This window comes from Janthinobacterium leeuwenhoeki, assembly GCF_051380795.1.
Taxonomy (GTDB): Bacteria; Pseudomonadota; Gammaproteobacteria; order Burkholderiales; family Burkholderiaceae_D; genus Janthinobacterium.
The window spans coordinates 241,395-266,519 of the sequence record NZ_JBNYXT010000002.1 but is presented as its reverse complement, the minus strand read 5'-3'; the positions used below and the strand labels follow the sequence as shown (position 1 = coordinate 266,519).

Annotated in this window: 25 protein-coding genes; 15 read left to right on the top strand and 10 right to left on the bottom strand. The window is 63.5% G+C overall.

What is annotated here, in order from left to right; genetic code table 11:
- Positions 1 to 9: 9 nt before the first annotated feature.
- From ACQ4WS_RS03110 to tssF, 3 genes are read right to left on the bottom strand one after another with little or no spacing between them, the layout of a single operon-like run.
- Positions 10 to 297: a PAAR domain-containing protein gene (locus ACQ4WS_RS03110; protein WP_436473558.1), complete on the bottom strand. Its 288-nt coding sequence runs from the start codon at positions 295 to 297 to the stop codon at positions 10 to 12.
- The gene (gene tssG / locus ACQ4WS_RS03105; protein ID WP_436473556.1) at positions 294 to 1,283 is read right to left on the bottom strand and encodes a type VI secretion system baseplate subunit TssG; all 990 of its coding nucleotides are present in this window, start codon (positions 1,281 to 1,283) and stop codon (positions 294 to 296) included. The genes ACQ4WS_RS03110 and tssG overlap by 4 nt, the downstream gene beginning before the upstream one ends.
- Positions 1,283 to 3,088, bottom strand: a complete 1,806-nt coding sequence (gene tssF / locus ACQ4WS_RS03100; RefSeq protein ID WP_436473554.1) for a type VI secretion system baseplate subunit TssF — start codon at positions 3,086 to 3,088, stop codon at positions 1,283 to 1,285. The genes tssG and tssF overlap by 1 nt, the downstream gene beginning before the upstream one ends.
- Before the next feature lie 163 nt (positions 3,089 to 3,251).
- Here tssF and tssK point away from each other — a divergent pair, with 163 nt between their 5' ends.
- The 12 genes from tssK (at position 3,252) to ACQ4WS_RS03040 (ending at position 18,230) form a co-directional block, all read left to right on the top strand.
- On the top strand, positions 3,252 to 4,610 hold the full coding sequence (gene tssK, locus ACQ4WS_RS03095) for a type VI secretion system baseplate subunit TssK (protein ID WP_436473552.1): 1,359 nt from the start codon (positions 3,252 to 3,254) through the stop codon (positions 4,608 to 4,610).
- A 162-nt stretch (positions 4,611 to 4,772) separates the two neighbouring features.
- On the top strand, positions 4,773 to 7,853 hold the full coding sequence (locus tag ACQ4WS_RS03090; RefSeq protein ID WP_436473550.1) for an ATP-binding protein: 3,081 nt from the start codon (positions 4,773 to 4,775) through the stop codon (positions 7,851 to 7,853).
- Positions 7,850 to 10,021 (top strand): sensor histidine kinase, encoded by a 2,172-nt coding sequence (locus tag ACQ4WS_RS03085; RefSeq protein WP_436473548.1) that lies wholly within the window; start codon positions 7,850 to 7,852, stop codon positions 10,019 to 10,021. The genes ACQ4WS_RS03090 and ACQ4WS_RS03085 overlap by 4 nt, the downstream gene beginning before the upstream one ends.
- A gap of 175 nt (positions 10,022 to 10,196) precedes the next feature.
- Positions 10,197 to 12,401, top strand: a complete 2,205-nt coding sequence (locus ACQ4WS_RS03080; protein WP_436473547.1) for an EAL domain-containing response regulator — start codon at positions 10,197 to 10,199, stop codon at positions 12,399 to 12,401.
- A 130-nt stretch (positions 12,402 to 12,531) separates the two neighbouring features.
- Positions 12,532 to 13,404 (top strand): urease accessory protein UreD, encoded by an 873-nt coding sequence (locus tag ACQ4WS_RS03075; protein ID WP_436473545.1) that lies wholly within the window; start codon positions 12,532 to 12,534, stop codon positions 13,402 to 13,404.
- A gap of 25 nt (positions 13,405 to 13,429) precedes the next feature.
- Positions 13,430 to 13,732 carry an urease subunit gamma gene (locus ACQ4WS_RS03070; protein ID WP_436473543.1) on the top strand — a complete coding sequence of 101 codons (303 nt, stop codon included), beginning with the start codon at positions 13,430 to 13,432 and terminating at the stop codon, positions 13,730 to 13,732.
- Between the two features lie 30 nt (positions 13,733 to 13,762).
- Positions 13,763 to 14,092 (top strand): urease subunit beta, encoded by a 330-nt coding sequence (locus tag ACQ4WS_RS03065; RefSeq protein ID WP_251348197.1) that lies wholly within the window; start codon positions 13,763 to 13,765, stop codon positions 14,090 to 14,092.
- Position 14,093: 1 nt separating this feature from the next.
- Positions 14,094 to 15,794 carry an urease subunit alpha gene (ureC, locus tag ACQ4WS_RS03060; protein WP_436473541.1) on the top strand — a complete coding sequence of 567 codons (1,701 nt, stop codon included), beginning with the start codon at positions 14,094 to 14,096 and terminating at the stop codon, positions 15,792 to 15,794.
- Positions 15,795 to 15,807: 13 nt separating this feature from the next.
- A complete protein-coding gene (ureE, locus tag ACQ4WS_RS03055; RefSeq protein ID WP_436473539.1) occupies positions 15,808 to 16,332 on the top strand; it encodes an urease accessory protein UreE in 525 nt (174 codons plus the stop codon).
- Complete coding sequence (locus ACQ4WS_RS03050) at positions 16,332 to 17,012, top strand: urease accessory protein UreF (RefSeq protein ID WP_436473642.1); 681 nt, start codon at positions 16,332 to 16,334, stop codon at positions 17,010 to 17,012. Before ureE ends, ACQ4WS_RS03050 begins: the two co-directional genes overlap by 1 nt.
- Positions 17,013 to 17,034: 22 nt before the next feature.
- On the top strand, positions 17,035 to 17,673 hold the full coding sequence (gene ureG, locus ACQ4WS_RS03045; RefSeq protein ID WP_436473538.1) for an urease accessory protein UreG: 639 nt from the start codon (positions 17,035 to 17,037) through the stop codon (positions 17,671 to 17,673).
- Positions 17,670 to 18,230 carry a HupE/UreJ family protein gene (locus ACQ4WS_RS03040; RefSeq protein WP_436473536.1) on the top strand — a complete coding sequence of 187 codons (561 nt, stop codon included), beginning with the start codon at positions 17,670 to 17,672 and terminating at the stop codon, positions 18,228 to 18,230. The genes ureG and ACQ4WS_RS03040 overlap by 4 nt, the downstream gene beginning before the upstream one ends.
- A gap of 4 nt (positions 18,231 to 18,234) precedes the next feature.
- On the opposite strand, the gene ACQ4WS_RS03035 is transcribed toward ACQ4WS_RS03040, so the two are convergent.
- The gene (locus ACQ4WS_RS03035; RefSeq protein ID WP_436473534.1) at positions 18,235 to 18,846 is read right to left on the bottom strand and encodes a 1-acyl-sn-glycerol-3-phosphate acyltransferase; all 612 of its coding nucleotides are present in this window, start codon (positions 18,844 to 18,846) and stop codon (positions 18,235 to 18,237) included.
- 250 nt (positions 18,847 to 19,096) lie between these two features.
- Between ACQ4WS_RS03035 and ACQ4WS_RS03030 the strand changes: the two genes are divergently transcribed.
- Positions 19,097 to 19,318, top strand: coding sequence for a hypothetical protein (locus ACQ4WS_RS03030; RefSeq protein ID WP_436473533.1), 222 nt, complete (start codon positions 19,097 to 19,099; stop codon positions 19,316 to 19,318).
- A gap of 49 nt (positions 19,319 to 19,367) precedes the next feature.
- Here the strand turns inward: ACQ4WS_RS03030 and ACQ4WS_RS03025 are convergent, their stop codons facing one another.
- The 5 genes from ACQ4WS_RS03025 to ACQ4WS_RS03005 all read right to left on the bottom strand — a co-directional run bounded on the left by ACQ4WS_RS03025 (position 19,368) and on the right by ACQ4WS_RS03005 (position 23,240).
- The gene (locus ACQ4WS_RS03025) at positions 19,368 to 20,432 is read right to left on the bottom strand and encodes an alkene reductase (RefSeq protein ID WP_436473532.1); all 1,065 of its coding nucleotides are present in this window, start codon (positions 20,430 to 20,432) and stop codon (positions 19,368 to 19,370) included.
- 46 nt (positions 20,433 to 20,478) lie between these two features.
- A complete protein-coding gene (locus ACQ4WS_RS03020; protein WP_176384690.1) occupies positions 20,479 to 20,775 on the bottom strand; it encodes an ArsR/SmtB family transcription factor in 297 nt (98 codons plus the stop codon).
- A gap of 122 nt (positions 20,776 to 20,897) precedes the next feature.
- Complete coding sequence (locus ACQ4WS_RS03015; RefSeq protein WP_436473529.1) at positions 20,898 to 22,070, bottom strand: helix-turn-helix transcriptional regulator; 1,173 nt, start codon at positions 22,068 to 22,070, stop codon at positions 20,898 to 20,900.
- Positions 22,071 to 22,137: 67 nt separating this feature from the next.
- Positions 22,138 to 22,719, bottom strand: a complete 582-nt coding sequence (locus ACQ4WS_RS03010; RefSeq protein WP_436473527.1) for a hypothetical protein — start codon at positions 22,717 to 22,719, stop codon at positions 22,138 to 22,140.
- Between the two features lie 158 nt (positions 22,720 to 22,877).
- The gene (locus ACQ4WS_RS03005; protein WP_436473525.1) at positions 22,878 to 23,240 is read right to left on the bottom strand and encodes a DUF1304 domain-containing protein; all 363 of its coding nucleotides are present in this window, start codon (positions 23,238 to 23,240) and stop codon (positions 22,878 to 22,880) included.
- Positions 23,241 to 23,448: 208 nt separating this feature from the next.
- Between ACQ4WS_RS03005 and sugE the strand changes: the two genes are divergently transcribed.
- Complete coding sequence (sugE, locus tag ACQ4WS_RS03000) at positions 23,449 to 23,769, top strand: quaternary ammonium compound efflux SMR transporter SugE (protein WP_436473523.1); 321 nt, start codon at positions 23,449 to 23,451, stop codon at positions 23,767 to 23,769.
- Between the two features lie 23 nt (positions 23,770 to 23,792).
- Positions 23,793 to 24,122 (top strand): SMR family transporter, encoded by a 330-nt coding sequence (locus ACQ4WS_RS02995; protein ID WP_436473640.1) that lies wholly within the window; start codon positions 23,793 to 23,795, stop codon positions 24,120 to 24,122.
- Here ACQ4WS_RS02995 and ACQ4WS_RS02990 read toward each other — a convergent pair whose 3' ends face one another.
- On the bottom strand, positions 24,123 to 25,085 hold the full coding sequence (locus ACQ4WS_RS02990; RefSeq protein ID WP_436473521.1) for a M14 family metallopeptidase: 963 nt from the start codon (positions 25,083 to 25,085) through the stop codon (positions 24,123 to 24,125). It abuts the gene before it with no gap.
- Positions 25,086 to 25,125: the final 40 nt, after the last annotated feature.

Genomic DNA, 25,125 nt, shown 5'->3' with positions numbered 1-25,125 from the left:
CTGCCTCCGTTATAGCGATGTGATCAGGTGGGCGCCACAGGCGGTGGCATCGCCGTCATAGGCGTACGGCTTGCCCATGTGTTTTGCGCCGGCGCCATCGGGCGTGATCGGAAAGCTGCCCTTGCACTTGGGGCAGAAGGTTGTGTCATCTGCCAGCGCCGCCGTCTTTCCCATCACGGTGCTGCCGGACGATGCGCTGGTGACCTTGCCTCCGTGATCGGTTGCGTCTCCGAGCCGAATGACGCCGCGTCCCGCATGTTTCATGTTTGCCTCGCTTTCCAGGGATGAACTGCTCAAGCCAATTGCAGCAAATAACGTACTTCGGCGCCGCTTGCCTTGCCTTGTGCGGTTTGCAAGAACGTCGTCCAGCCAAGGCGCCGCCTTTCTGAAGGGGGGGAGCTCAGGAGCAGGGGGCAAATGCATGGCGGACTCAATATCAGCCGCACTTCATATTGCAAGTCCGGCACGCCAAACAGCGCCAGCATCTTTGCCAGTGCGGCCGCACCTGCGCTGCGCGGCAGGAAGCGTTGCAGGCCGGCAGGATCCAGCGGCCCGATATGCAGGCAGACGCGCATGTCCTGGCGCCACAGCCGCAGGCCAAGCGTTGCGCCGCGCGCCAGGGTAAAGTTGACACTACCTAGCAGGCTGCGCCGATTTTTTTCCAGATAGTCCCAGCCACCGACAAATTGTTGCAAGGCGACGGGGACGCCGCAGTACTCCGCCAGCACGGGGCCAATCGCTTGCGCTGAGACGGGACGGCAGCGCAGCTGACCAGCGTACCAGGCCGCGACGTCCTGCGTCACGGCATCAGGTTCGGCGCTCGACGGCAGCGCAGTGCGCCGCACGCCGGCCAGTGCCAGCAGCAAAGGCAGTTGTGCATCTTTTGCCTGGGTCTGGAGCGTCGATTCCAGTCGATATTTTTCCCATGCCTGGTAGTACAGTGCGACCATGCGGTGCGAAAAGATATCGAGGAAGGCCGAGACGCCAGCGTCTTTGCCCGACAAGCGGTGAGCGGCGATGCGTTCCGAGTGGTGCAAGGGCAAGGTGCCGCCGACGCCCAGAAAACGCATGAAGGTCGGTATCAGGGTCAGTTGGTCATTGTCATCGAGCGAGAGCTGCTCAATTTCACTGGCGGGGAAACTCAACGACAGGCTGTTCTTGAAGCGCAACACCTGGCTGAAGGCTTGCGCATGTGACACATTCTGGCTGCGTAGCCAGCACAGGAGAATACGTACTGCCTGCACGAACTGGTAGCGGTACGGCTCGGCCAGCAAGTGGTGCATTACACCAGATTCTGCAGTCCGCTTCTTGGTTTGCATCTGATCAGCTCCTTTCCGCTTTGCAGTGACAGCACCACCAGTTCGATGAAACTGTTGATTTGCACATACAGCCCAAGGAAGTGATCGATCACCTGCACAAACAGGTGCATGCCGCTGCCGACGAACGCTTCCTCGTCCAGCGTGATGCGCACTTCCACGCCATGCGCCAGCGAGGTGCCGCGCTGGTGCCGCAGCCAGGTCGTGGTCGGCGAGTGTGCCAGCGCGACGATGCCGCCGATCTGGCGCTGCGAGCTTGCCGATTGGGACAGGTCATACAGCGTCAGCATTTCGCGCAGCGCCGGCAGGCCTTCCTGGACCAGCGCGTGATGATTCAGCGTCAGGTGCGAAATCAGGCGCCAGTGCAGGCCCGCGCCCGGTGAGAAGCGGCGCGGCTGGCTGGGGCGTCGCAGCATGTGCAGTGCCGGCCCGCCACCGCACGGTTGCAAGTCGCCTTGCGGCTGGCCGTATTTGAGCGACAGCGGGAGATCGCGGTTGCTGCAGGTCAGCGACAGCGACAGGCTGGCCTTTTCGTTGATCAAGGGATTGAAGTCGCCATCGACCAGCGTAATCTTCTTTTCGTGACCAGGACTTTTGATGGCCAAAGCCAAGTCGTGGCGCACGACCCAATAATGGCCTTGTTGCGCCGCACCTTCGCCATGGCGCAGGCTGTACAGCGGGCGAAATTCGGTCAGCGTGCTTTCGCCTCCCCGTTGGCGCAACAAACGCACCGTGTCGACGGAGACGACTTCGTAACCATGCGCATGGGTGGCATGGGCCAGCACGGAGTAGTCGGTTTTCTGCCGGGTGACGGCGATCGGCACGCCTTCCTGGCGGAAGAGATTGACCGCCGGGCTGCAGCCCAGCCTCAAGTTTTCGCTGGAAATGCTGGACAACATGCGCGCCGCAGCGGAATCGGGCCGCAAACCGGCCATGCACAGATGCAGGGTAAAGCGCTGGCAAGCAGGCGGTAGCGCCGCACTCAGCGCCGCGATATCGATGTCAAAGAAATTGAATTTTTCCGGATACGCAAAGTACTCGCTCAGGATGCGGTAGGCCGGCTGCGAGCGCGCACCGAAAGGTATCAAGGCATCCGCGTCGGCGAAGCCGACGGGCGTCACAGGCACGGAAGGCAATGCGTACCATTGCAGCGCGTCGATCGACACAAAAGCGCAGACTGTCTGCATGAACAAGGCATCGCGCAATGCGGCGGCAAAAGAAGCTTCGCCATCGATGCAAACGCGCAGCGATGCGGGCGCTACGTCGAGATGCCGGATGCCGATGTTCAGCGAGGAAGTCGCTGGTGCAGGCAGGCGCACGCCTGGCGGCGCCTTGATCATGGCATCGAAAACCGCGCTTTCCAGTACTGATGCGCCGGTCGTCATGGCGTAGACCGTCTTGAAGCGGCAGCGCACGCCGCGCACAGGCGTTGCGTCCATTTCACTGCCGGCAGGCAGGTGCAATATGCCCGCTCCAGCCGCCGCGGCGGGTTGATGCACGATGCTGCACGATGGAAAGGGACGCAGATAATGTGGGAATAGCGCTTCGAACAGGGCTTCGGTAAATTGCGGATAGTCGTCATCGAGCCGTTTTGAGATGCGTGCCGCCAGCATGGCCACCGATACGATCAAGTGTTCGACGTGCGGATCTTCGCAAGACTCGCCGGACATGTGCAATTTGCCGGCGATTCTAGGATAGCGTTCGGCAAACTCACGGCAATGCCGCCGCAGCATCACCAATTCGCGTTCGAAATACGGTAGCAAGTCCTCCATTTCTCGTTTCCTGTGTCTTCGCGGCGGAATGGCCAGTATCCGGGCGTTTGCGCCAAGGTAAATTGCGTTTGCGCAAATAGTCGAACAGGCTTGCTGCGCAACATCAAGGACTTCCAGGCTGGCAGCATCAGACTGGCAAGGTAGCAAGATTCCAACGCTCAACATGGAGAACGCAATGACATTGCCATCCAAATTACTCTGGTCCGAGGGCCTGGCCATCGGTCCTCAGCAGTTCCAGCAGCTGGACCGCTACCATGAAGCGCGCCTGCAGCGTCTGGCCTCGTTGATCAATCCCCATTTATGGGGCGTGCATGGCGTCAGCTGGAATGCGGATGCACTGGCCAACAATAGCCTGCGGGCGGACAGCATGTCGCTCGTCTTTCAGGATGGAGAACTGTTTGAAGCGCCGCTCGGCGATGTATTACCCAGTGCGGTTGACCTGTCCAAGCTGCCTTCCAGCGAACATAGTTTTACTTTTTATGCCGCGCTACCCGCGCTGCAGGCGCATGGCGGCAATGTGAGCTCTGCCGGCGCGCGCTATGTCCAGGCGGATATCGAAACCCCGGATCTGTACAGCGAGGCAGTCAGCATAGACGTGGCTTATCTGAAAAAACGCGTGTATCTGCTGTCGCAACTGGACCCCCTGAATGATTATCTTGCCATCCCCGTGATCCGTTTGTACCGCGCCGGCAATGGCAGCTTTGAAATCGATGCCTCTTTCATTCCGCCTGGTCTGAGCATCAGCGCCGAGTCTGCGCTGCAGAAAATGCTCGATTCGCTGATCGACCGCATGGGCGCGAAAATTGAGGCGCTGTACAGCCGCCACCGTCAGCCCGGTAACAATACGCTGGAATTTCATGGCGGGGATGTGTCATCGTTCTGGATGCTCAATACCTTGAGCACGGCCAGCGCCACGCTCAGTCATTGCGCCAGTTACCGGCACCACCATCCCGTGTATTTGTTTGAAAAATTGATGGCATTGGCTGGTGGCTTGATGACGTTTTCGAAAAAATATACACTGAGCGACTTGCCGGCCTATTCTCACGATGACGCGGCTCCCGCTTTCGGCAAGCTCGATGGCATCATTCGCGATCTCATCGATACTGTGCTGCTGTCGCGTTACTTCCCGATTGCGCTGTCCAACGACACGCAACAAAACACGCACTATCACGGCTTGCTCGATGCCAAGCGGATTGACCGCCAGACCGAACTCTGTCTTGCGGTAAACGCCGATATGCCGGCGCTGGAACTGGTCGCCACGGTGCCCTTGCAGTTCAAAATTTCGTCTCCGGACAATATCGAACTATTACTGGGCCGGGCACTTCCGGGCGCTGAATTGCGCCATATGGCCCAGGTTCCTGCGGAAGTACCGGTGCGGCCCAATACGTATTACTTTTCGATCAATAGCAAGGGCAGTATTTATGACAGCATGATCAAGGCCCAGGCGATTGCAATTTATGTGCCCTCCGGCATAAAAGGGCTGAAGCTGGAATTGTTCGGTATCAGCGGCACCGCCGCGTAACGGTGGCTGGCATTGCGAGCGGATGCATTCTGAAAAGATTGCCCTAAGGAATAGACTTGCCCCCGCAGTTGAAGTTATCATGTTTTTGTGAATGTCGGTGGCTGAGCAGTCGGCGCAGTGTTGAAACATGGTGACAGGCGGGAGTGAGCATGGGCATGGCGAATGATGCGTGATGTGCCGGGCGGCTTGCGGCCTGATGGCGTGATGGGCAGGGCAGCGGTGCGCCGCTGTGGCCGCGCATTGCTGCTGGCGTTCTGTGTTGCCGCAGCCCCGGCCGCCGTGCCGGCTGCGACACCGGCAGTTGCGCCGTCGCACCAGGGGCAGCGCGTGCTGTTCCTGAATGCCTACGATTACGGCCGCGCCGGCGTGGAATCGTACACGCGCACCTATGTGGCCGCCATGGCCGCCGCAGGCCTGGACAGCGAAGACATCATGGTCGAGCACCTGAACCTGAATACCCAGGGCGACCCGGCACTGCGCAATGAAATGCGTGATTTGTTGCTTTTAAGATACACCCAGATGATGGGGCGCAAGGCCGACCTGATCATCGCCATGCAGCAGCCGGCGCTCGATTTTTTGCTGTCGGACCTGGCGCCGCTGGCGCGCGGCGTGCCCGTGCTGGCGATTAACACCTCGGGCAAGGCCTTGCCGGCCGGTAGTCCGGCATCCATCTGGCAGCAAAAGGCGAATGTCGATTTTCCCGGCACCCTGGCGCAAGCCATGGCGCTGTTCCCGGAGACCAAAACCATCGTCATGGCCGTCGGCGCCAGCGAGGCCGACCAGGCCTTGAAGCGCCGCATGCAGCAGGCGGCGCAGGCGTGGCAGGGCAAGGTAGCCATGCGCTATCTTGATGACCTGACCCTGGAACAGATGCGCGCGGCCGTGGCGCACTTGCCCGCCGAGACGCTGCTGGTGGCGGGCAATGTCAACCGCGACGTGGCCGGCGCCATCGCCACGCCCGTGCAGTTTGCAGGGGAACTGGCGCGGCTGGCGAATGTGCCCGCGTTCGGCATGTACAACACGAACGTGGGCAAGGGCATCCTGGGCGGCTCCATCTTGCACATCGAAGGGGCCGCGCAGCAAGTGGCGCAGATGTCGCTGGCCGTGTTGGATGGCAAGGCGCCTGCCGCACCGGGCGCCTTGCTGCCGCCCGTCCGCCCGGTGCCCATGTATGACTGGGAACAGCTGCAGCGCTGGGATGCGGATTTCAGCCAGCTGCCGCCGCACACCCTGTTCTTCAACCGCCCGCCGCAACTGTGGCATGAACACCGCGTTGCCGTGCTGCTGGTGGCCGGTGTCTTCATCGTGATGGCCGGCTTGCTGAGCGCCTTGCTGCTGCAGCGGCGGCGTTTGCGCCGTGCCGAGAGCGAGGCGCGCGAAAGCGAGCAGCGTTTCCGCATCCTCGTCGAGCATGCGCCCGAAGCCATCGTCGTGTATGACCTGGACCAGGACCGTTTTGTCGACGCCAACAGCAGCGCGCAGCGCATGCTGGGCATGTCGCGCGAAGCGCTGCTGGCGCGTGGGCCGTTTGACCTGTATAGCAGGGAGCAGCCCGACGGCTTGCCGCTGGGCCTGATGACGGAAGAGCATCTGCGCCGCGCCATGCTGGGTGAACCCATCCTGGTTGAACGCAATGTGCGGCGCGCCGACGGCAGCATCTTTCCCTGCGAAGTGCGGCTGGTGCGCTTGCCGATGGAAGGGCGGCGCCTGGTGCGCAGCGGCATCGTCGACATTTCCGAGCGCAAGCACAGCGAGCAGGAGCTGCTCGGCTACCGCGACCATCTGGAGGAACTGGTGCAGCAGCGCACGGCTGCCCTGTCCGTGGCCGTCACCGAGGCCGAATCGGCGAACCGCGCGAAAAGCGTCTTCCTGGCCAACATGAGCCACGAATTGCGCACGCCCTTGAATTCCGTGATCGGCTTTTCGCAGATGATGGCCGATTCGAGCAGCATGTTCGAGGAAGAAAAGCATAACCTGGCCATCATCAACCGCGCCGGCCATCATTTGCTGACCTTGATCAACGATATCCTGGAATTGTCGAAAATCGAGGCGGGCCGCATGCAGCTGCAAGCGGGGCCCGTGGACTTGAACGGCTTGCTCGACGAGGTGCTCGAGATGGTGCGCATGCGCTCCGGCGACCAGGGCATCGCCTTGCGGCTTGAGCGTGCCGGCGTGCCGCCGCTGGTGCGCCTCGATGGCGCCAAGCTGCGCCAGGTGCTGCTCAATCTGCTGTCGAACGCGCTCAAGTTCATCGAACAGGGCAGCGTGACCTTGTCGCTGGCCTGCCAGGGGGCAGACGATGGGCAAGTGGCGCTGGCGTTTGCCGTGCGCGATACGGGCAGCGGCATCGCGCAAGAAGACCTGGAACGCATCTTTGAACCGTTCGTGCAGGCCGACAGCGCTGTGGCGCAGGCCGGCACGGGACTGGGGCTGACCATTTCGCGCGAATTCGTGCGCCTGATGGGCGGAGAGCTGCGCGTCGAATCGACGCTGGGGGCAGGTTCCCGCTTCAGTTTCGAGCTGTGCGCGCCGGTGCTGCAGCAGCCGGCCATCGCGGCGCTGGCGCCGGGCCGCGTGGCGCGTCTGCCGCCGGCCCAGCGCGGGCGCATGGTGCTGCTGGTCGATGATGACGACAACTGCCGCAAGCTGCTGGCCGGCTTGCTGGCGCCGCTGGGCTTCCAGCTGCGGGAAGCGGCGGGCGGCGTACAGGCGCAAGCCATGCTGGCGGCGCAGCGCTACGACATCGTGCTCAGCGACTGGCGCATGCCGGACATGGACGGCCTGGCGCTGACGCGCTGGCTGCGCGCGCAGCCGGCACTGGTGCAGCCGCGTCTGGTGATCATGACCGCTTCCGCCTTCGAGGAAGAAAAGCAGGAAGCGCTGGCAGCCGGCGCCGACGGTTTCCTGCGCAAGCCGATCGAGCAGGAACACCTGTTCGCCATGCTGGAGCAGCAACTGGGCGTGCGCTTCCAGCGCACTGCCGCCACTTCGCCGCGCGTGCCGGCGGCCCTCTTTGACTTGCAGCAGGCGCTGGGCCAGCTGGGCGCGGCCGAGCGGCAGGCGCTGCTCGAATCCGTGCAGGCCCTCGATTTGCGGCGCAGCGCCATCGTGCTGGCCGGCGTGGCGACCAGCCTGCCGCAACTGGCCGCGCACATCGCCGCCATGCTGGAACAGCATCAGTACCAGCCGCTGTGCGCCTTGCTGGCGCAGCTGGCCAGCGAGCCGCAGGGCGAGGAGGCATGACTTTTCACTTACCCAAAGACGCGCGCCTGGGCGGCGTTTCCATCGTGCTGGCCGTCAGCGTGGCGCTGACCTGTGTCGTCACGGCGCTGCTGCTGGTGTTTGCGGTGCTGTTTTACCAGACCGAACGCGAACAGCGCTGGCTGCAGCTGCAGCATAGCCTGGCCGTCAGCGCGGATCAGCTGGCCGTGGCCATCGAACTGCCCTTGTGGAACCTGGATGAAAAGCAGATGCAGGCCATCATGCGCAGCACGCTGGGCAAGCGCGAACTGGTGGCCAGTTCCCTGATGCCGGGCATCGGCAAGGAAGCGCTGGTCCTGCGCCGCACTGCGAGCGGCGCCATCGACAGCTTTTCCTCGTTGTCTGCGGAGCCGGGCTGGCTGGTGCAGCGGCGCCCCGTGACGATGGGAGGACAAGTCATCGGCAACGTGGCCGTGTATGCGACGCCGGCCCTGCTGCACGCGCAACTGCGGCAACGCGCGCTGGGTATCGGCGCCATGATCGTGGCGCTCGACGTGATCCTGGTGGCCAGCATCTGGCTGCTCATGTGGTGCCTGATGCTCAAGCCCCTGAAGGCGATTGGCCAGTACGCGGCCGGCGTCAAGGCGGGGCAGGGCGAAGCGTTCGGCACGCCGCCGAAAGCGTGGTTCCTGGGCGAGTTGCGCACCCTGTACCGTTCCATCCGCGACATGGTGGCGCTGCTGGACAGCCGCTACCGCGCCCTGCAACGCAGCGAGGAGCGCGTGCAGATGGCCACCGGCGCGGCCAGCATCGGCATCTGGGACTGGAACGTCAGCAACGGTGCATTGCAGTGGGATGAACAGATGTACGCGCAGTTCAAGGCCGATGCGCACAGCAGCATGGCGCCGGCGGCCATCTGGCGCGCGGCGCTGGTGCCGGACGACGTGCCGGCCGCCAAGGCGGCCCTGCGCGCCGCGCTGGACGCCGGCCAGGCCTTTACGCACGAGTACCGCATCCTGTGGCCCGACGGCGCCATTCGCTACATCAAGGCCGACGCCGTGATCTTTCGCGACGGGCAGGGCCAGCCCATGCGCCTGGTGGGGTCGAACTACGACATCACGGCGCACCGCGAGGCCGAACTGGAACTGCTGCGCCACCGCCATCACCTGGAAGAACTGGTGGCCGAGCGCACCAGCGCCCTGTCGGTGGCCGTCAGCCAGGCGCACGCGGCGAACCGCGCCAAGAGCACCTTCCTGGCGAACATGAGCCATGAACTGCGTACGCCCTTGAATTCCGTGATCGGTTTTTCGCGCCTGATGGCCGCCTCGCCCAACATGCAGGACGATGAAAAGCGCAACCTGGCCATTATCCACCGCTCCGGCAACCATTTGCTCACCCTGATCAATGAAATCCTCGAACTGTCGAAGGGCGAGGCGGGGCGCCTGCACGCTCAGACGGCCGTGGTGGCGCTGGCGCCCCTGTTGCAGGAAGTGATGGACATGCTGGGCATGCGCGCCGAGCAGCAGGGACTGGCCCTGCGCCTCGATTGCGCTGACGTGCCGGCGGCCGTGCTGCTCGATGCGACGCGCTTGCGCCAGGTGCTGCTGAATCTGATGTCGAACGCCGTCAAGTTTGCCGGCGGCGGCGAGGTCACCTTGCGCGTGCGCGGCGAACGGCGCGATGGCGATCAATGGATGCTGTCGTTCGCCGTCAGCGACACGGGCATCGGCATCGCCCAGGAGGACCAGCAGCGCATTTTCGAACCTTTCGTGCAGGCCGACAGCGCGGGGCCGAAGGATGGCACGGGCCTGGGCCTGGCCATCTCGCGCGAATTCGTGCAATTGATGAAAGGCGAACTGACGCTGGAATCCATGCCGGGGCAGGGCGCCAGCTTCCGTTTCAGCATACCCGCGCAGGCGGCCGAGGCGCCCGTGCAGGTGCCGCTGCCCGAGGCGCGGCTGGCAGTGCCGGCGCCCGAGGCGCCGCCGGCATTGCAGGCGCAAGACTTGCTGCTGCTGGCCGGGGAAGAGCGCGCGGCCTTGCTGGCGGCGCTGCGCGAATTGAACCTGGCCAGGGTGGCCCTGCTGCTGGCAACCCTGCCGCCTGCGGCGGCACCGTTGCTGGCGCCGCTGCAGGCCATGCTCGACCAGCATCAGTACCGCCAGCTGTGCGACTTGCTGGAGAATGAGGGCGCGCTGGCGCACGCTTGAAAAGTGTGGGCTGACAACATCGGATTCGCTGAAAAGAAGGACTAAGTGCCGCCGATGGATGGTGCTAAATTGCAATAAAGATTATGATGATAGTACGTAGTTCATCGCAAAGAAATGTCTTGTCCAGCGTGGCAACTGATCGCCGCGCCTCATCCAAAGCTGAGAGAACTGCTACATGCACCGCGATTTTTCCGAAGTGAATGCTAAGGGCGAAGTACTGATCGTTGAAGATACACCGGCTTCGCTGAAGCTGTTGAGCGATTTGCTGGGCGGCGCCGGCTATGCGGTGCGCCAGGCGCCAAACGGTGAACTGGCGCTGTGGACGGCCCAGGCGCGCCCGCCGGAGCTGATCCTGCTCGACGTGCGCATGCCCGGCCTTGACGGCTTTGAAGTCTGCCGCCGCCTGAAGGAGATACCGTCCCTGCGCCAGGTGCCGGTGATCTTCCTGTCGGCCCAATACGATACGGATGACAAGGTGCGCGGCTTTGCGCTTGGCGCCGTCGATTTCATCGCCAAGCCCTTCCAGGCCGAGGAGATCCTGGCCCGCACCGACGCCCACGTGCGTCTGGCGCGGGCGCAGCTGCAGCTGGCGCAGGAGCGCGCCAACCTGGAGCGGCGCGTGGCCGAACGCACGGCCGAACTGGAACAGGTGGCCAGCACCCTGGCGCGCGAAGTGCAGATCCGCCGCGCCAATGAAGAATTGCTGCGCCTGTCGGGCCAGGTCTTCGAAGCGACCCAGGATGCCATCCTGATCACGGATCCGGCCGGCGCCATCGTCACGGCCAATCCCGCCTTTACACGCATCACCGGCTACGCGGCGCAGGAAGTGGTGGGCACGGACATCATGCGCCTGCATGCCGGACACACGGGCGAAGCGGTGCTGCAGGCCCTGCGCCAGGGCTTGCGCAGCAGCGGCTGCTGGTCGGGAGAAGTGCAGACGCGGCGCAAGAGCGGTGACACCTATCCCTGCCTGCTCAGCGCCTCCACCGTGTACGGGCCCGATGGCGCCGTCGTCAACTACATCGGCGTCTTCCTCGATATCAGCGAGCGCAAGGCCGAGCAGCATCTGATCGATTTCCTCTCCTACCACGACGCGCTGACGGGTTTGCCTAACCGCGTGCTGCTGCGCGAGCGCTTCCAACAGGCGCGCGCGAACGCGCTGCGCGACAGCCAGCAGGTGGTGCTGATGTGTCTGGACCTGGACCGCTTCAAGAACATCAACGATTCGCACGGCCAGGCCGTGGGCGACAAGGCGCTGCAAGTGGTGGCGCGTTTCCTGTCCGGTTGCGTGCGCGAGGGCGACACGGTGGTGCGCCAGGGCGGCGACGAATTCCAGATCCTGCTGCAGGACGATGCCCTGCTGGGGCGTACTCTGGGGCTGGTGCAAACCATCCTGGCCGGCCTGCGCGAAGAACTCATCGTCGACGGCGAGCGCCTGACGCTGACGACCAGCATCGGCATCGCCATGTGTCCGGCCGACGGCGACAGCCTCGACGACGTGCTGCGCCACGCCGACACGGCCCTGGTGCGCGCCAAGGAAATGGGGCGCGACCATTACGCCTTTTTCACGGAGCGCATGGGCAGCGATATCCGCGCCCGCCTGGCCATGCAGCAGCAGCTGCGCGGCGCCATCTGCCGCGATGAATTCGCAGTGCACTACCAGCCGCAGATGTGTTTGCGCACGGGCGCCTTGCTGGGCGCGGAAGCCCTGCTGCGCTGGGATAACCCGGTGCTGGGCAAGGTGCCGCCCGGCCTGTTCATCGCGCTGGCCGAGGAATACGGCTCGATCACGGCCATCGGCGAATGGATGCTCGAAAGCGTCTGCGCGCAGATCCGCGCCTGGCACGACGCGGGCCTGGGCAGCATCAAGGTGGCCGTCAACCTGTCGGGCAAACAGTTCGCGCAGGACCGCACGGTGCCTTTCGTCGAGGCGACCTTGCGCAAGTACGGCATCGCGCCCGCCTGCCTGGGTATCGAGATCACGGAAAGCACGGTGATGGGCGACCCGGACAAGGCCGTGGCGGCCCTGACGCGCCTGAAGGATATCGGCGTGGGCATTTCGCTCGACGACTTCGGCACCGGCTATTCCAGCCTGGGCTACCTGAAACGCTTTCCCATCGACGTGCTGAAAATCGACAAATCCTTCGTCGATGACGTCACTACCAGCAGCAGCGATGCGGCCATCGCCCGTTCCGTCATCTCGCTGGCGCACAACCTGGCCATGCGCGTCATCGCCGAAGGCGTGGAAACGCGAGAACAGGTCGACTTCCTGACGGAACACGGCTGCGACGAAATGCAGGGCTATTATTTCAGTCGTCCCCTGGCCGCGCAAGCCTTCACCGACTTGCTGCGCGAACGGCGCACCCTGGCCGTGGCCTGAGCGCCGCAGTGCGGCCGATGCACCAAGTCGGTGCGTCCGCTGCAGAGCGGTGCGCAATTCTCAGTTTTTCTTCCCCTGATGCTGGCACATATCCTGCTTAGGTAATCGCTTATTTACGCGATTGTCCCGCATGCCAGACAGCACCCATCCAGCCATGCCGAATCAGGCCGAGGCCAGCGCGCACGGCGCCTGGCAGGCGCATTTGCGCCTGGGCTTTGCGCTGCACGATGGCGTCAGCCGCCTGGTCGAGCGCACGCACAGCGGCCCTTTGCGTGTGCAAAAGCCCCTGTACCCGGAAGGCGACGCCGTTTGCCACGCCATCATCATCCATCCGCCCGGCGGTGTAGTGGGCGGTGACCAGCTGGCCGTCGACGCCACGGTGGGCGAGGGCGCGCACGCTCTGCTCACGTCGCCGGGCGCGGCCAAGTGGTACCGCGCGAATGGCCATGTCTCGGGCCAGCATATCGTGCTGCGCGCGGGCAGCGGCGCTGCCATCGAGTGGCTTCCGCAGGAGAGCATTGTCTTCGACCAGGCTTGCGTGCGCCTGCGCCACGAAGTGGAACTGGCGCAGGACGCCAGCTACATCGGCTGCGATATCGTCTGCCTGGGCCGCAGCGCCTCGGGCGAAATTTTCAACACGGGCAGCATCAGCCAGCAGGTGCAGATCCGCCGCGGCGGCAAGCTGCTGTGGTGGGAGCAGGGCGTGCTGGCAGCCGGCGGCGCGCTGATGGCTAGCCCGCTGGGCCTGGGGGGGCACACGGTATGCGCCACCCTGATCGCCGTCGGCACACCCGTTTCTCCCGCCGTGCTGGCGGCCTTGCGCGAGATCGCCGTGCCAGCCGGCGCCGCGTTTGGCGCCACGCAGATGAAAGCGCTGGTGGTGGTGCGCCTGCTGTGCGGCGACAGCGAGGCGGCGCGCACGATCATGCTGGCTGCCTGGCAGATGCTGCGCCCCGCCATGCTGGGACGCGCCGCCGTCGTGCCCCGCATCTGGAACACTTAATCAGGAAAGAAGCGCAAGGAAAACCATGGACCTGACTCCCCGCGAAAAAGACAAGCTGCTCATTTTTACGGCTGCGCTGCTGGCCGAACGACGCCTGGCGCGTGGCTTGAAGTTGAATTATCCGGAAGCGGTGGCCCTGATCAGCGCCGCCATCATGGAAGGCGCGCGCGATGGCAAGTCGGTGGCGCAGCTGATGTCGGACGGCACAAAAATACTCGCGCGCGCCGACGTCATGGATGGCATCGCCGAGATGATCCCCGATATTCAGGTCGAAGCGACCTTCCCCGATGGCAGCAAGCTGGTGACCGTGCACCATCCGATACCGTAACCAAGCAAGCGACATTGACAGGAGCCGGTCATGACCCCAGGCGAATACAAATTGGAAGAAGGCGAAATCAGCTTGAATGCGGGGCGCGCCACGGCCACCGTGGTGGTGGCCAACCGGGGCGACCGGCCGATCCAGGTCGGCTCGCATTTCCACTTTTTTGAAGTCAACCCGGCGCTGGCCTTCGAGCGCTGGCGCGCCTATGGCATGCGCCTCAATATCACGGCCGGGACGGCCGTGCGCTTCGAGCCGGGCCAGCAGCGCACGGTGGAACTGGTGGCGCTGGCGGGCGAGCGCAAGGTGTACGGCTTCAATGGCGCTGTGATGGGCGAACTGCAAGACACTCCACCGGGAAAGGATTGAGATGGCCAGCATTCCCCGCAGCGCATACGCCGAAATGTTCGGCCCCACCAAGGGCGACCGCATCCGCCTGGCCGACACGGAACTGTTCATCGAGATCGAGCATGACTACGCGATCTATGGCGAAGAGGTGAAATTCGGCGGCGGCAAGGTGATCCGCGACGGCATGGGCCAGTCGCAGCGCTGCGCGGCCGAGGTGATGGACACCGTCATCACGAATGCCGTCATCCTCGATCATTGGGGCATCGTGAAAGCCGACATCGGCTTGAAAAACGGGCTGATTTTCGGCATCGGCAAGGCGGGCAACCCGGATATCCAGCCTGGCGTGACCTTGCCCATCGGCGGCGCCACGGAAATCATCGCCGGCGAAGGCCTGATCGTCACGGCCGGCGGCGTCGACACGCATATCCACTTCATCTGCCCGCAGCAGATCGAGGAAGCGCTGATGAGCGGCGTGACCACCATGCTGGGCGGCGGCACGGGGCCGGCCGTGGGCACGGCCGCCACCACCTGCACGCCGGGGCCATGGCACTTGCACGCCATGCTGGCCGCCGCCGACGCTTTTCCGATGAACCTGGGCTTCATGGGCAAGGGTAACGTCAGCTTGCCGCTGCCGCTGGAGGAGCAGGTGCGCGCGGGCGCCATCGGCCTGAAACTGCATGAAGACTGGGGCAGCACCCCGGCCGCCATCGACAATTGCCTGTCCGTCGCCGACCGCATGGATATCCAGGTGGCGCTGCACAGCGATACCCTCAACGAGGGCGGCTTTCTGGAACACACGCTGGCTGCCTTCAAGGACCGCACCATCCACACCTTTCACACGGAAGGGGCGGGCGGCGGCCATGCACCCGACATCATCGCCGCCGTGGGACAGGCCAACGTGCTGCCCTCGTCGACCAACCCGACGCGGCCCTTCACCGTCAACACGCTCGACGAGCACCTGGACATGCTGATGGTGTGCCACCACCTGGACCCGGCCATTGCCGAAGACGTGGCCTTTGCCGAGTCGCGCATCCGCCGTGAAACCATCGCTGCCGAAGATATTTTGCACGATATCGGCGCCATCTCCATGATGTCGTCCGACTCGCAAGCCATGGGCAGGGTGGGTGAAGTGATCATGCGCACCTGGCAGACGGCGCACAAGATGAAGGTGCAGCGGGGCGCCTTGGCGCCCGACACGGCGCGCAGCGACAATTTCCGCGCCAAGCGCTACATCGCCAAGTACACGATCAACCCGGCCATCACGCATGGGATATCGCATGTGGTGGGCTCCATCGAGTCGGGCAAGATCGCCGACATCGTGCTGTGGAAGCCGGCCTTCTTCGGCGTCAAGCCGTCGATGATACTCAAGGGCGGCATGATCGCCGCTGCGCAGATGGGCGACCCGAATGCGTCGATTCCCACGCCGCAGCCCGTGCATTACCGCATGATGTTCGGCGCCTTCGGCGGCGGCCTGAAAAAGTCGTTCACCTTTGTCTCTCAGGCGGCCTACGACCTCGATATCGGCCACCAGCTGAAACTGAACAAATCCGTCATCGCCGTGAAAAACATGCGCGGCTTGCGCAAGCACGACATGATACATAACAGCGCCACGCCGCACATGGAAGTGGACCCGGAAACCTATGCCGTGCGCGCCGACGGCCAGTTGCTGGTGTGCGAGGCGGCCGCCGTGCTGCCGATGGCGCAGCGCTATTTTCTATTTTAAGCAGGAGACAAGCATGCTCACTTTGCATACCAAACTGGCGGCTGACGATCATCGCGCCGCCGTTGCCCAACTGGTGCTGCCCTACGACCAGCGCGAAAAATGCCGGCTGCGCGCCGTGCTGTCGAATGGCGACGAGGTGGCCGTGTTCACCGTGCGCGGCACGGTGCTGCGCGACGGCGAGCGCATGACGGGGCCGGATGGTCAGGTGGTGCAGATCGTCGCCGCGCGCGAACCGACCTACCTGGTGCGCTGCGCGGACGCCCACACCCTGCTGCGCTGCGCTTTCCACCTGGGGAACCGCCACACGCAGGCGCAGGTGGGCGACGGCTTTCTGCGCATCCGCAAGGACGTGGTGTTGAAGGAGATGCTGGAAGGCTTGCAGGCGACTGTGACGGAAGAAAGCGCGCCGTTCGAGCCGGAGGCGGGCGCGTATGGCGGCGGCCATGGCCACCACGACGGCCACGGCCAGCATTTGCTGGCACCCGTGCCGCTGCGGCAGAAAATCCACCGCCCCAGTGATACAGCGGGCACCGCATGATGCAGGCCTCGGCCCTGCTGCATTTGCTGCAGTTCGCCAGCCCGGCCCTGCCGATCGGCGCCTACAGCTATTCGCAGGGACTGGAAGCGGCGCTCGAATCTGGCCTGGTGGCGGATGCGGCCACGGCGCGCGAATGGATCGCGCAGCATCTGGCGCAGGTGGTGGCGCGCTGGGAAGCGCCTTTGTGCTGGCGCTTGATGCAGGCGTTCGACGCGCAGGATCTGTGCGCCGTGCAGCGCTGGAGCGAGCGTTTCATCGCTTCGCGCGACACGGCGGAGTTTCGCGCCGAGACCATCCAGATGGGCTATTCATTGAGCAAATTGCTGGCCGAACTGGGCGTGGCCGACGGCGTCTTGATCGACATGCTGCAGGGCCTGCCGGAAGTGGCCCTGCCCACGGCGTATGCCTGCGCCGTGGCGGCACTGGCCATTCCGCGCGAGCAAGCGCTGCTGGCCATGCTGTTCGCCTGGGCGGAAAACCAGGTGCTGGTCTGCGTGAAATCCGTGCCGCTGGGGCAAGTGGCGGGCCAGCGACTATTGCTGTCGCTGCGGCCGGAGCTGGAAGCGGCGGCCCTCACGGCGCAAACCTTGCAAGACGACGAGATGGGCAACTGGGCGCCCGGCCTGTCGCTGCTGTCGATGCGGCACGAAGTGCAGTACAGCCGCCTGTACCGTTCCTGAATTATTCTATAAGAGAGCAAAAATGACATCGATCACCTCCAATCCGCTGCGCGTGGGCATCGGCGGGCCCGTCGGCTCGGGCAAGACGGCCCTGTGCGAAATGCTGTGCAAAGGCATGCGCGAACGCTACGACATGGCCGTCATCACGAATGACATCTACACCAAGGAAGACATGGAAATCCTGCTGCGCGCGGATGCCTTGCCGGCCGAGCGCCTGATGGGCGTGGAGACGGGCGGCTGCCCGCACACGGCCATACGCGAGGATGCGTCCATCAACCTGGAAGCCATCGCGCGCATGCAGGCAGATTTTCCCAACCTTGATTTGATCCTGGTCGAATCGGGCGGCGATAACCTGGCCGCCACCTTCAGCCCGGAATTGTCGGACCTGACGATTTACGTGATCGACGTGGCCGGTGGCGAAAAAATCCCGCGCAAGGGCGGGCCCGGCATCACGCGCTCCGATTTGCTGATCATCAACAAGACGGACCTGGCGCCATACGTGGGCGCCAATCTGGACTTGATGGCGCAGGACGCCAAGCGCATGCGCGGCGAGCGCCCCTTCGTGTTCACCAATCTGCGCAGCGGCGACGGTGTGCAGATCGTCATCGATTTTATCCGCGAGCAAGGTTTACTCGATCAACCAGGCAAGGAGCTGCAATGAGCGCAAGACTGATGAAGAAAACAGCCGCCGTGGTGGCGCTGTGCCTGCTGGCTTTACCAGCCATGGCCCACCCCGGTCATGGCGACAGCGTGGGTTTTCTGGCCGGTTTCGCCCATCCGTTCACGGGCATCGACCATTTGCTGGCCATGCTGGGCGTGGGCATCTGGGGCGGCCAGCAGCGCCGCGGCCTGGCCCAGCCGGCCACTTTCCTCGGCATGATGCTGTTTGGCGCTCTGGCCGGCATGGCGGGTTTGACGGTGCCCGGGCTGGAAACGGGTATCGCCGCCACGGTGGCGCTGGTGGGGCTGGCCATCGCGCTGGCGCTGGCCTTGCCGAACTGGCTCGGCATGGGCATGGTGGGCCTGTTCGCGCTGGCGCATGGCAATGCGCATGGCCAGGAATTGCCGGCAGCAGCGGCCGCATGCGGCTTCATGCTGGCTTCGGCTGTCTTGCTGTGCGCGGGACGTTTCCTCGGCCAGGTATTGGCCGAGCGCATGCTGCGCCTGGCCGGCGTGGCCTTGACGGCCGCCGGCGTGGTGTTGATGGGGCTTGCTTAATCGTTTAAGCGCCAGGGCGCTTGTCGGACAGCACGATGGGCGCTGCCTTTTCAGGATGCAAGCCCTGGTGCCCCGCATACACGGCGGCAATGGCGGCCATGTCGGCCTCCTTGTCGCCCGTCAAGTACAAATGGTCGACGACGCCCAGCACCTTGTTCGGATAGTCGATGTAGACCAGCAACAGCGGTACCTTGGCGGCCAGCGCCAGGTGGTAAAAGCCGCTTTTCCAGTTCGGACGGTAGCTGCGCGTCGCTTCCGGCGTGATGGCCAGCCAGTACCAGTCGGCAGCCAGCATGCGTTCGGCCTGGCGTTGAATCGTGCCGCTGGTGGTGCTGCGGTCGACGGGTTCGCCGCCCAGATAGCGCAGCACCTTGCCCATCGGGCCGCGGAACAAGGAATCCTTGGCCAGCCAGCGGAACGGCAGCGACAGCGCCCATTTGCCGAACAGGCCCACCATGAAATCCCAGTTCGACGTGTGCGGGTAGACGACGGCGATGCCGCGCGGCCCCGGCAAGGGGCGAAAGCGCATGCGCCAGCCGAACAGGTGCAGCACGCGCAGCGCGCAGCGCTGGTGCCAGGTCGGCAAGTCGCCCGTTTGTACAAATAATTCGTCCATTGATACCCTTCAGTGACACTGTTCTTAGTCGGATGGCGCTGGTGGCCATTTTCCTTGAAGCAAAAATTCTGCGCAGGCATTCTATACGGGGCTGGCGATGGCGACAAGCAGCCGAGGCCGCTATTCATGCGGCACCTGGGCCGTTGTGGCTGCTATTTTAGCGATGCTTTGCCACTGTGGCGGGCACTAAATGCGCACCATGTGGTCAAAACTTGATGCAGTGTTGATCCACCCGATAGGGAGCCATGGCATGAAAAACAGTATCGACGAGGTAAATGGGGAGCATGTGCGAAAGGATAAAGTGATGGCCGAGCTCATCGAGCGGGGCGTCGCTTTCCATCGCGCCCTGGGACGGACGGTGGCGACAGCCTATTTGCGCGAGCACGCCGTGCCGGCCGAGGTGATACGCCGCGTCTTCAGCAGCGTGCAGGCGCGCCGTCCGGCCCGGCCGGCACGACGCCGATGGCGCTGAAGGGCAGGCAACAGCGACGAAGTGCCGCTGCTGTCGCCCCGAGCGCGGTTCAAGCCAGTGCCGCCAGTGCCGGATAGTCTGTGTAGCCGGCCGCATCAGGTGCGTACAGCGTGTCCGGATTCAGGGGATTCAAGGGCGCGTCGCTGTGCAGGCGGATGGGCAGGTCGGGGTTGGCGATGAACCACAAGCCAAAGGCGACGGCATCGGCTTCCCCCTTGGCCAGCAAGGTTTCGGCAGCCGCCTTGTCCATTTTCTCGTTGGCAATGTAGACGCCGCCAAATTCCTGTTTCAGGTAAGGGCCCAGGCGGTCGTCGCCCAGCGCTTCGCGTGCGCAGATGAAGGCGATGCCACGCTTGCCCAGCTCGCGTGCCACATAGCCGAAGGTGGCGCGCGGGTCGGAGTCGCCCATGTCATGCGCATCGCGGCGCGGTGCCAGATGCATGCCGACCCGGTCGGCACCCCACACGTCGATACAGGCGTCCGTCACTTCCAGCATCAATCGGGCGCGGTTTTCAATCGAGCCGCCATAGTTGTCGGTGCGCAGGTTGGTGCTATCTTGCAGGAACTGGTCGAGCAGATAACCATTGGCGCCATGGATTTCCACGCCGTCGAAGCCGGCTTTTTTCGCATTCTCGGCGCCCAGGCGGTAGGCTGCCACGATGCCGGGGATTTCTTCCGTAGCGAGCGCGCGCGGCGTGACGAATGCCTGTTTCGGGCGCAGCAGGCTGACATGGCCGGCCGGCTTGACGGCGCTGGGCGCCACGGGCAAGTCGCCATCGAGGAAGACAGGGGCGGAAATGCGGCCCACATGCCACAGTTGCAGCACGATCAGGCCGCCGGCGTCATGCACGGCCCGGGTGATGTGTTTCCAGCCTTCCACCTGTTCCTCGGACCAGATGCCCGGCGTGTCGGCATAGCCCACGCCTTGGGGCGTGACGGCCGTCGCTTCCGAGATGATCATGCCGGCCGACGCGCGCTGCGTGTAGTACTCGGCCATCAGGGCGTTGGGCACGCGGCCCGGGTTGCCGGCGCGCGAACGCGTCAGCGGCGCCATGATGATGCGGTTTTTCAATTGCAAACTGCCGATGGTGATGGGGTCGAATAAAGTTGCCATGATTGTCCTTGTGGGTGCCGTTCAGGCGGCGTTGAAATGGTGATGTTTACAAACCTTGCTGCATGTGTTCGAGAAAGGCTTCGATGGTGGCTTCGTTGCGGCTGAAGAAACTCCATTGGCCCACCTTGGTTGCCGAAATCAGGCCTGCTTTCTGCAAGCTGGCCAGGTGCGCCGACACCGTCGATTGCGACAGGTTCAGGCGGCGGTCGATCAGTCCGGCGCACACGCCCAAGTGCAGCGGGTGATCCTGCTCCTGGAAATACTGCTGCGGTTCCTTCAGCCATTGCAAAATCTGTCGGCGTACCGGATTGGCCAGCGCCTTGTGGATGGCGTCGATATCCATGTTGTTTCTCCTGAACATATAATTCGCTTTTCAGCGATGTATATATCGTGTTTTCCAAATTCTAATATCGTCATCTTACGATATAAATGAAAAGCATGCTGGCGGCCCGTGTTTTTGCAGGGTCAGGCGGGAAGGGGATTGCGCTGCAGCACGGCAGGGCCCGTCAGCACGATGCGCACCAGGTCCACCTGGCGCTGGGCGCCGGCCTTGGCGGTGGCGCTCTTGATCTGGGTGCGTGCCGTATGGATGGAAATGCGCTGGCGTTCGGCATATTCCTGCAAGGAATAGCCGTTGACGAGCGCTTCCGTCAGGCGCGCCTCGGCCACCGTCATGCCATAGAAATTGCGCAGGGTGGCCGCCAGGGAGGTGATCAGGTCGCTGCTGTCGCTGAGAAAAACGGCGATGGCGCTGGCCGAGCCGAACGGGCTGTGCCAGGAAGGCAGGGGCGTGACGCGCAGGCGCAGCTGTTCGCCCGTCAAGCCGTTCAGATTGAGCACGCCGCCGGGACCGCCTGACGCCGTCGTGCCCGTTTGCGCTGCTTCGTGCAGCATGCGCCGCAGCGCGCCGTTGTCTGCTTCGCGCGGGCAATACAGGGGCGCACCTTCGCGCAGTTGCAGCAAGCGCGTCGCGGCCGTCATGGCCAGCGCCCGCTCGTTGGCGTACAGTAATTGCGACGTGGCATCGAGCAACAGCACGCCAAACGGCAGCAATTCCAGCACCTGGGTGGAGCTCTGGGACAGCACTTCCAGCCGGCGCAGCTTGCGCTGCAGGGCAAAGGCCGTCTGCAGGTGCGGCATCAGGCTGCGGATCAGCGCCAGCTCGCCCGCATCGTAGGCGCCCGCCTCTTCGCGGCGCACGACGGTGACGTTGGTGGAGCGCTCGGCGCGCAATTCGACGATGGCCGCCGCCGTATAAAAGATGTCTTGCGGGCGCAACCAGTCCGTCCAGTACTCGGTTTTCTTCAGGCAATGGTCTGGAAACAGCATGGAGCCGGTGACGACGCCGCCCTCGCGGTGCAGGCTGGCGTCTTCCAGCCAGACATTGCGCGCGCCGTAATAGTTGGCAAAGCTGGCCATGGCGTCCGACTCGAAGCCATAAGTGGCGGACAGGCCGCTGCCGGGCAACTGGACGTCGACCGAGCGGTTGCTGAAATCATTGGCCCAGATCAAGCCCGCGTGCGATTTCAGTTGTTGCGCGAAGGCGAACAGGAATTGCGACCAGGCGCCATGCCGCGTGGCCGCTTCGTAGATCAGGGTAAGCAGTGCCTGGCTGGCGACGGCGAGCGATGGCGTCATTGGCGATCCTCATGGCGGCAAGCGGTGGACAAGACACAGTGGGGGCGGCCTTGGCCGCGCGACTTCCTTAACGCGCTTCCAGCCAGCTTTTGCCGCCCGAGGTGCACGTGCTGAGGCTGGCGTACTGGCTGACATAGTTATAGCCGCTGCCGCAACCGCCTTCGCCCGATTTGACGGGGCCGTAGCAAGCGCCTTCATAGCTGAGCTTACCATTGACCGATGTGCTTTTGACACAGAAATTGTAGTTGCTTGCCGTGCTGTTGTTGGGCAAGGTAGGGCCATTGTTTTGCCCGCAACCGAGTTCCTTGCTCACGGAGCGCGCGTAGTCGACCATTTTCTGATATGTGCCGCTGTAGTAGGCATCCGCCTTGGCTTTGTCTCCCTGCTTGCAGGCGGCAACGAGGCTATCGTATGCCGAGTCAGCCTGGGTATAGTTGCCCGATACCTGGATGCCGCAGGCGCTTGCCTGCTTGCGTTCCGTATCGCTGATCAGATTGCTGTACTGGCAGTTTGCCGAGGTGCCGCTGGTGCCGCCGGCGCTGGTGGAGCCGCTGCCCGAGCCACTGTCGTCGCTGCCGCCACCACCGCAGGCGGACAGCATGAAGCAGCCGAGCAAAGTAAGGACAAAGGTGGTTGGATGTGCTTGCATGATTTCCCCTGTGGACTGTGACTTGCCACCATGTAGCTGGTGGTATCTTTGCTACAAGGAATTGTATCGGGCATGCTTTTTGGAAACATCACCCATATGGGGTATGCGCAGGCAGTACGCAGCGCGATAGGGCGGCTGGCTGGCCGCCCCGGCGGGTATCAATCGAAGTGGAACAGCAGCAGGGCGATGACGGCGGGCACGGTTTGCAGGTAGAGGATGCGCGTCATGACGGTCGCCGCACCCCACACGCCGGCCACGGCGATGCAGGCCAGGCCGAACACGGTAAATGCATGGGCGATGGCCGCGTCCGGGTGAAAAAAGCCCAGCGCCAGCGCGGCGACGAGAAAACCGTTGTAGCAACCCTGATTCGACATGGCGGGACGCACGATCTCCGCTTTTTCCTTGGACAGGCCAAACACCTTGCGCCCGCGCGTATCGAACAGCACGGTTTCCAGCAGCACGATGTAGACGTGCAGCAGCAGGATGAGGGCGGTAAGGATTTGGGCCAGAAGCTGCATCATTGTTCCCGAGAGTGAATAGGTGCGCCAATTATGCTGCCACCGGCATGTTTTTTGGCAATATTTGATGGGAGCGGCCGCGCCAGGAAAATGTGCTGGCGGCAAGAGTCTTTACCCAATGGTATACTTTTCCTTTTGCTCCTGTGGGGACGACCCCGCTCGATGACGGGGCTGCATGGCGGGGACGACCCTGCCGCCTCGGGAGAAGTAGATGGCGTGGATCATTCTGGTATTGGCGGGCTTGCTGGAAATAGGCTGGGCCATCGGCCTCAAATACAGCGCCGGCTTTACCCGCTTCGTGCCCTCCGTGCTGACGGCCATTTCCATGCTGGGCAGCGTGGTGATGCTGGGCCTGGCCTTGCGCACCTTACCGCTGGGCACGGCGTACGCCATCTGGACGGGCATCGGCACCGTCGGCACGGCCATCTTTGGCATCATGGTGCTGGGCGAACCGGCCAGCGCCGCCCGCATTGCCTGCATCGCCCTGATCGTCTCGGGCATCCTGGGTTTGAAACTGCTCAGCCCACAATAAAGGAGGCCAGCATGAGTCTCGCCATGACGTATTTCTACCTGGCCATCGCCATCATCGCCGAAGTCATCGCCACCAGCACCTTGAAGGCATCGGATGGCTTCAGCCGCTTGTGGCCCAGCATCATCACCGTGGTCGGCTATAGCGTCGCCTTCTGGTGCTTGTCCCTGACCTTGAAGGTCATTCCTACCGGCATCGTGTATGCCATTTGGTCGGGCGTGGGCATCGTGCTCATTTCCGCCGTGGGCTGGTTCTGGTTCAAGCAAAGTCTGGATACGCCAGCCTTGATCGGCCTGGGGCTGATCATTGCCGGCGTGCTGGTGATTAACCTTTTCTCCAAGTCAGTGGGGCATTAATCAGAAACTGGCGGCAACTCTTGCCAGGTAATACCACTCGGCATTGGCTTGCGCGTTAACGTCAGGGAAGAGGATGTAGGCGTCGAATTCGGCCGTCACGGGCGTGCCGTCTGCGCGCACGCCAATCTGTTCACCTTGTTTGACCTTGTCAAAGCTGGACCAGGTCTTGATGAAGCGGTCGCCCGCATCGAGCTTGTCGTGCACGACGACCATGTTCAGCGCTTCCATGTCGGCGTCGGCGATGGCTTCCGGTTGCGGCGCGTCGATGAAACCCAAGAAAGCCAAGGTGTTCATGATGGCGCGGTAAGCGACATCCGGTGCGGCCGGGTCCGCATGCTGGCCGCATTCCAGGGTCAAGGCATAACCACCCGTCGAGCGCATGTACTCCGTCGTGCCGACGCCATAGCGCAAGACCAGGCCCACCTGATCGCTATTACCCAGGCGGCGCTGCACGCCCTGGCCATACGCATGCAACCAGCCATCGACGAAGCGGCGCACGCCCAGGCGGCGCGCCAGTGCGCGTTCCTTGGCCTCGTGTTGGAACGGTTGCAGCGGGCCATCGTTGTTGCGCGGCCCCACCATGACGAAGGGCTGGCTGTCGGCATTGAACGAGTGCAAGTCGAGCAGCACGTCGTGCTGGCCCAACAGTGGACACAGCCAGTTGGCGATGCGGTCTTCGAAATCTTGCGGATGGTCGTTCGGGAACAGGTTGCGGTTCAGGTTGCGGTCGCCGCTGCGCACGCCCTTGGCGTAGGCCAGCGGGTTGGTGATGGGCACGAAAGTGACGCTGCCGGCCACGATGGAGAGGGCGCCGCTGTCGAGTTCAGCCATCACGCGGCCGATGCCCTTGGTGCCGCAGGTTTCATTGCCGTGCACGGCGCCAGTGACGATCAGGCGCGGGCCCTTGCCCTGGCCCGTGTAGTTGATGGACTTGAAGTGGAGTGCGCTGCTCATGCTGGACATATCCTATGCTGTTGCGGGAAGGGAAAGCGGGGTCGGCATA

Excerpts from the sequence above, each read along its gene's own strand:
- ACQ4WS_RS03050 (WP_436473642.1), top strand. The coding sequence starts at position 16,332 with ATGCAGGCCTCGGCCCTGCTGCATTTGCTGCAGTTCGCCAGCCCGGCC.
- ACQ4WS_RS03015 (WP_436473529.1), bottom strand. The coding sequence starts at position 22,070 with ATGACGCCATCGCTCGCCGTCGCCAGCCAGGCACTGCTTACCCTGATC.
- ACQ4WS_RS03040 (WP_436473536.1), top strand. The coding sequence starts at position 17,670 with ATGAGCGCAAGACTGATGAAGAAAACAGCCGCCGTGGTGGCGCTGTGC.
- ACQ4WS_RS03090 (WP_436473550.1), top strand. The coding sequence starts at position 4,773 with ATGATGCGTGATGTGCCGGGCGGCTTGCGGCCTGATGGCGTGATGGGC.
- ACQ4WS_RS03025 (WP_436473532.1), bottom strand. The coding sequence starts at position 20,432 with ATGGCAACTTTATTCGACCCCATCACCATCGGCAGTTTGCAATTGAAA.
- ACQ4WS_RS03075 (WP_436473545.1), top strand. The coding sequence starts at position 12,532 with ATGCCAGACAGCACCCATCCAGCCATGCCGAATCAGGCCGAGGCCAGC.
- tssG (WP_436473556.1), bottom strand. The coding sequence starts at position 1,283 with ATGCACCACTTGCTGGCCGAGCCGTACCGCTACCAGTTCGTGCAGGCA.
- ACQ4WS_RS03035 (WP_436473534.1), bottom strand. The coding sequence starts at position 18,846 with ATGGACGAATTATTTGTACAAACGGGCGACTTGCCGACCTGGCACCAG.
- ACQ4WS_RS02990 (WP_436473521.1), bottom strand. The coding sequence starts at position 25,085 with ATGTCCAGCATGAGCAGCGCACTCCACTTCAAGTCCATCAACTACACG.
- ACQ4WS_RS03030 (WP_436473533.1), top strand. The coding sequence starts at position 19,097 with ATGAAAAACAGTATCGACGAGGTAAATGGGGAGCATGTGCGAAAGGAT.
- ureE (WP_436473539.1), top strand. The coding sequence starts at position 15,808 with ATGCTCACTTTGCATACCAAACTGGCGGCTGACGATCATCGCGCCGCC.
- tssF (WP_436473554.1), bottom strand. The coding sequence starts at position 3,088 with ATGGAGGACTTGCTACCGTATTTCGAACGCGAATTGGTGATGCTGCGG.
- tssK (WP_436473552.1), top strand. The coding sequence starts at position 3,252 with ATGGAGAACGCAATGACATTGCCATCCAAATTACTCTGGTCCGAGGGC.
- ACQ4WS_RS03005 (WP_436473525.1), bottom strand. The coding sequence starts at position 23,240 with ATGATGCAGCTTCTGGCCCAAATCCTTACCGCCCTCATCCTGCTGCTG.
- ACQ4WS_RS03085 (WP_436473548.1), top strand. The coding sequence starts at position 7,850 with ATGACTTTTCACTTACCCAAAGACGCGCGCCTGGGCGGCGTTTCCATC.
- ACQ4WS_RS03010 (WP_436473527.1), bottom strand. The coding sequence starts at position 22,719 with ATGCAAGCACATCCAACCACCTTTGTCCTTACTTTGCTCGGCTGCTTC.
- ACQ4WS_RS02995 (WP_436473640.1), top strand. The coding sequence starts at position 23,793 with ATGACGTATTTCTACCTGGCCATCGCCATCATCGCCGAAGTCATCGCC.
- sugE (WP_436473523.1), top strand. The coding sequence starts at position 23,449 with ATGGCGTGGATCATTCTGGTATTGGCGGGCTTGCTGGAAATAGGCTGG.
- ureC (WP_436473541.1), top strand. The coding sequence starts at position 14,094 with ATGGCCAGCATTCCCCGCAGCGCATACGCCGAAATGTTCGGCCCCACC.
- ACQ4WS_RS03065 (WP_251348197.1), top strand. The coding sequence starts at position 13,763 with ATGACCCCAGGCGAATACAAATTGGAAGAAGGCGAAATCAGCTTGAAT.
- ACQ4WS_RS03080 (WP_436473547.1), top strand. The coding sequence starts at position 10,197 with ATGCACCGCGATTTTTCCGAAGTGAATGCTAAGGGCGAAGTACTGATC.
- ACQ4WS_RS03070 (WP_436473543.1), top strand. The coding sequence starts at position 13,430 with ATGGACCTGACTCCCCGCGAAAAAGACAAGCTGCTCATTTTTACGGCT.
- ureG (WP_436473538.1), top strand. The coding sequence starts at position 17,035 with ATGACATCGATCACCTCCAATCCGCTGCGCGTGGGCATCGGCGGGCCC.
- ACQ4WS_RS03020 (WP_176384690.1), bottom strand. The coding sequence starts at position 20,775 with ATGGATATCGACGCCATCCACAAGGCGCTGGCCAATCCGGTACGCCGA.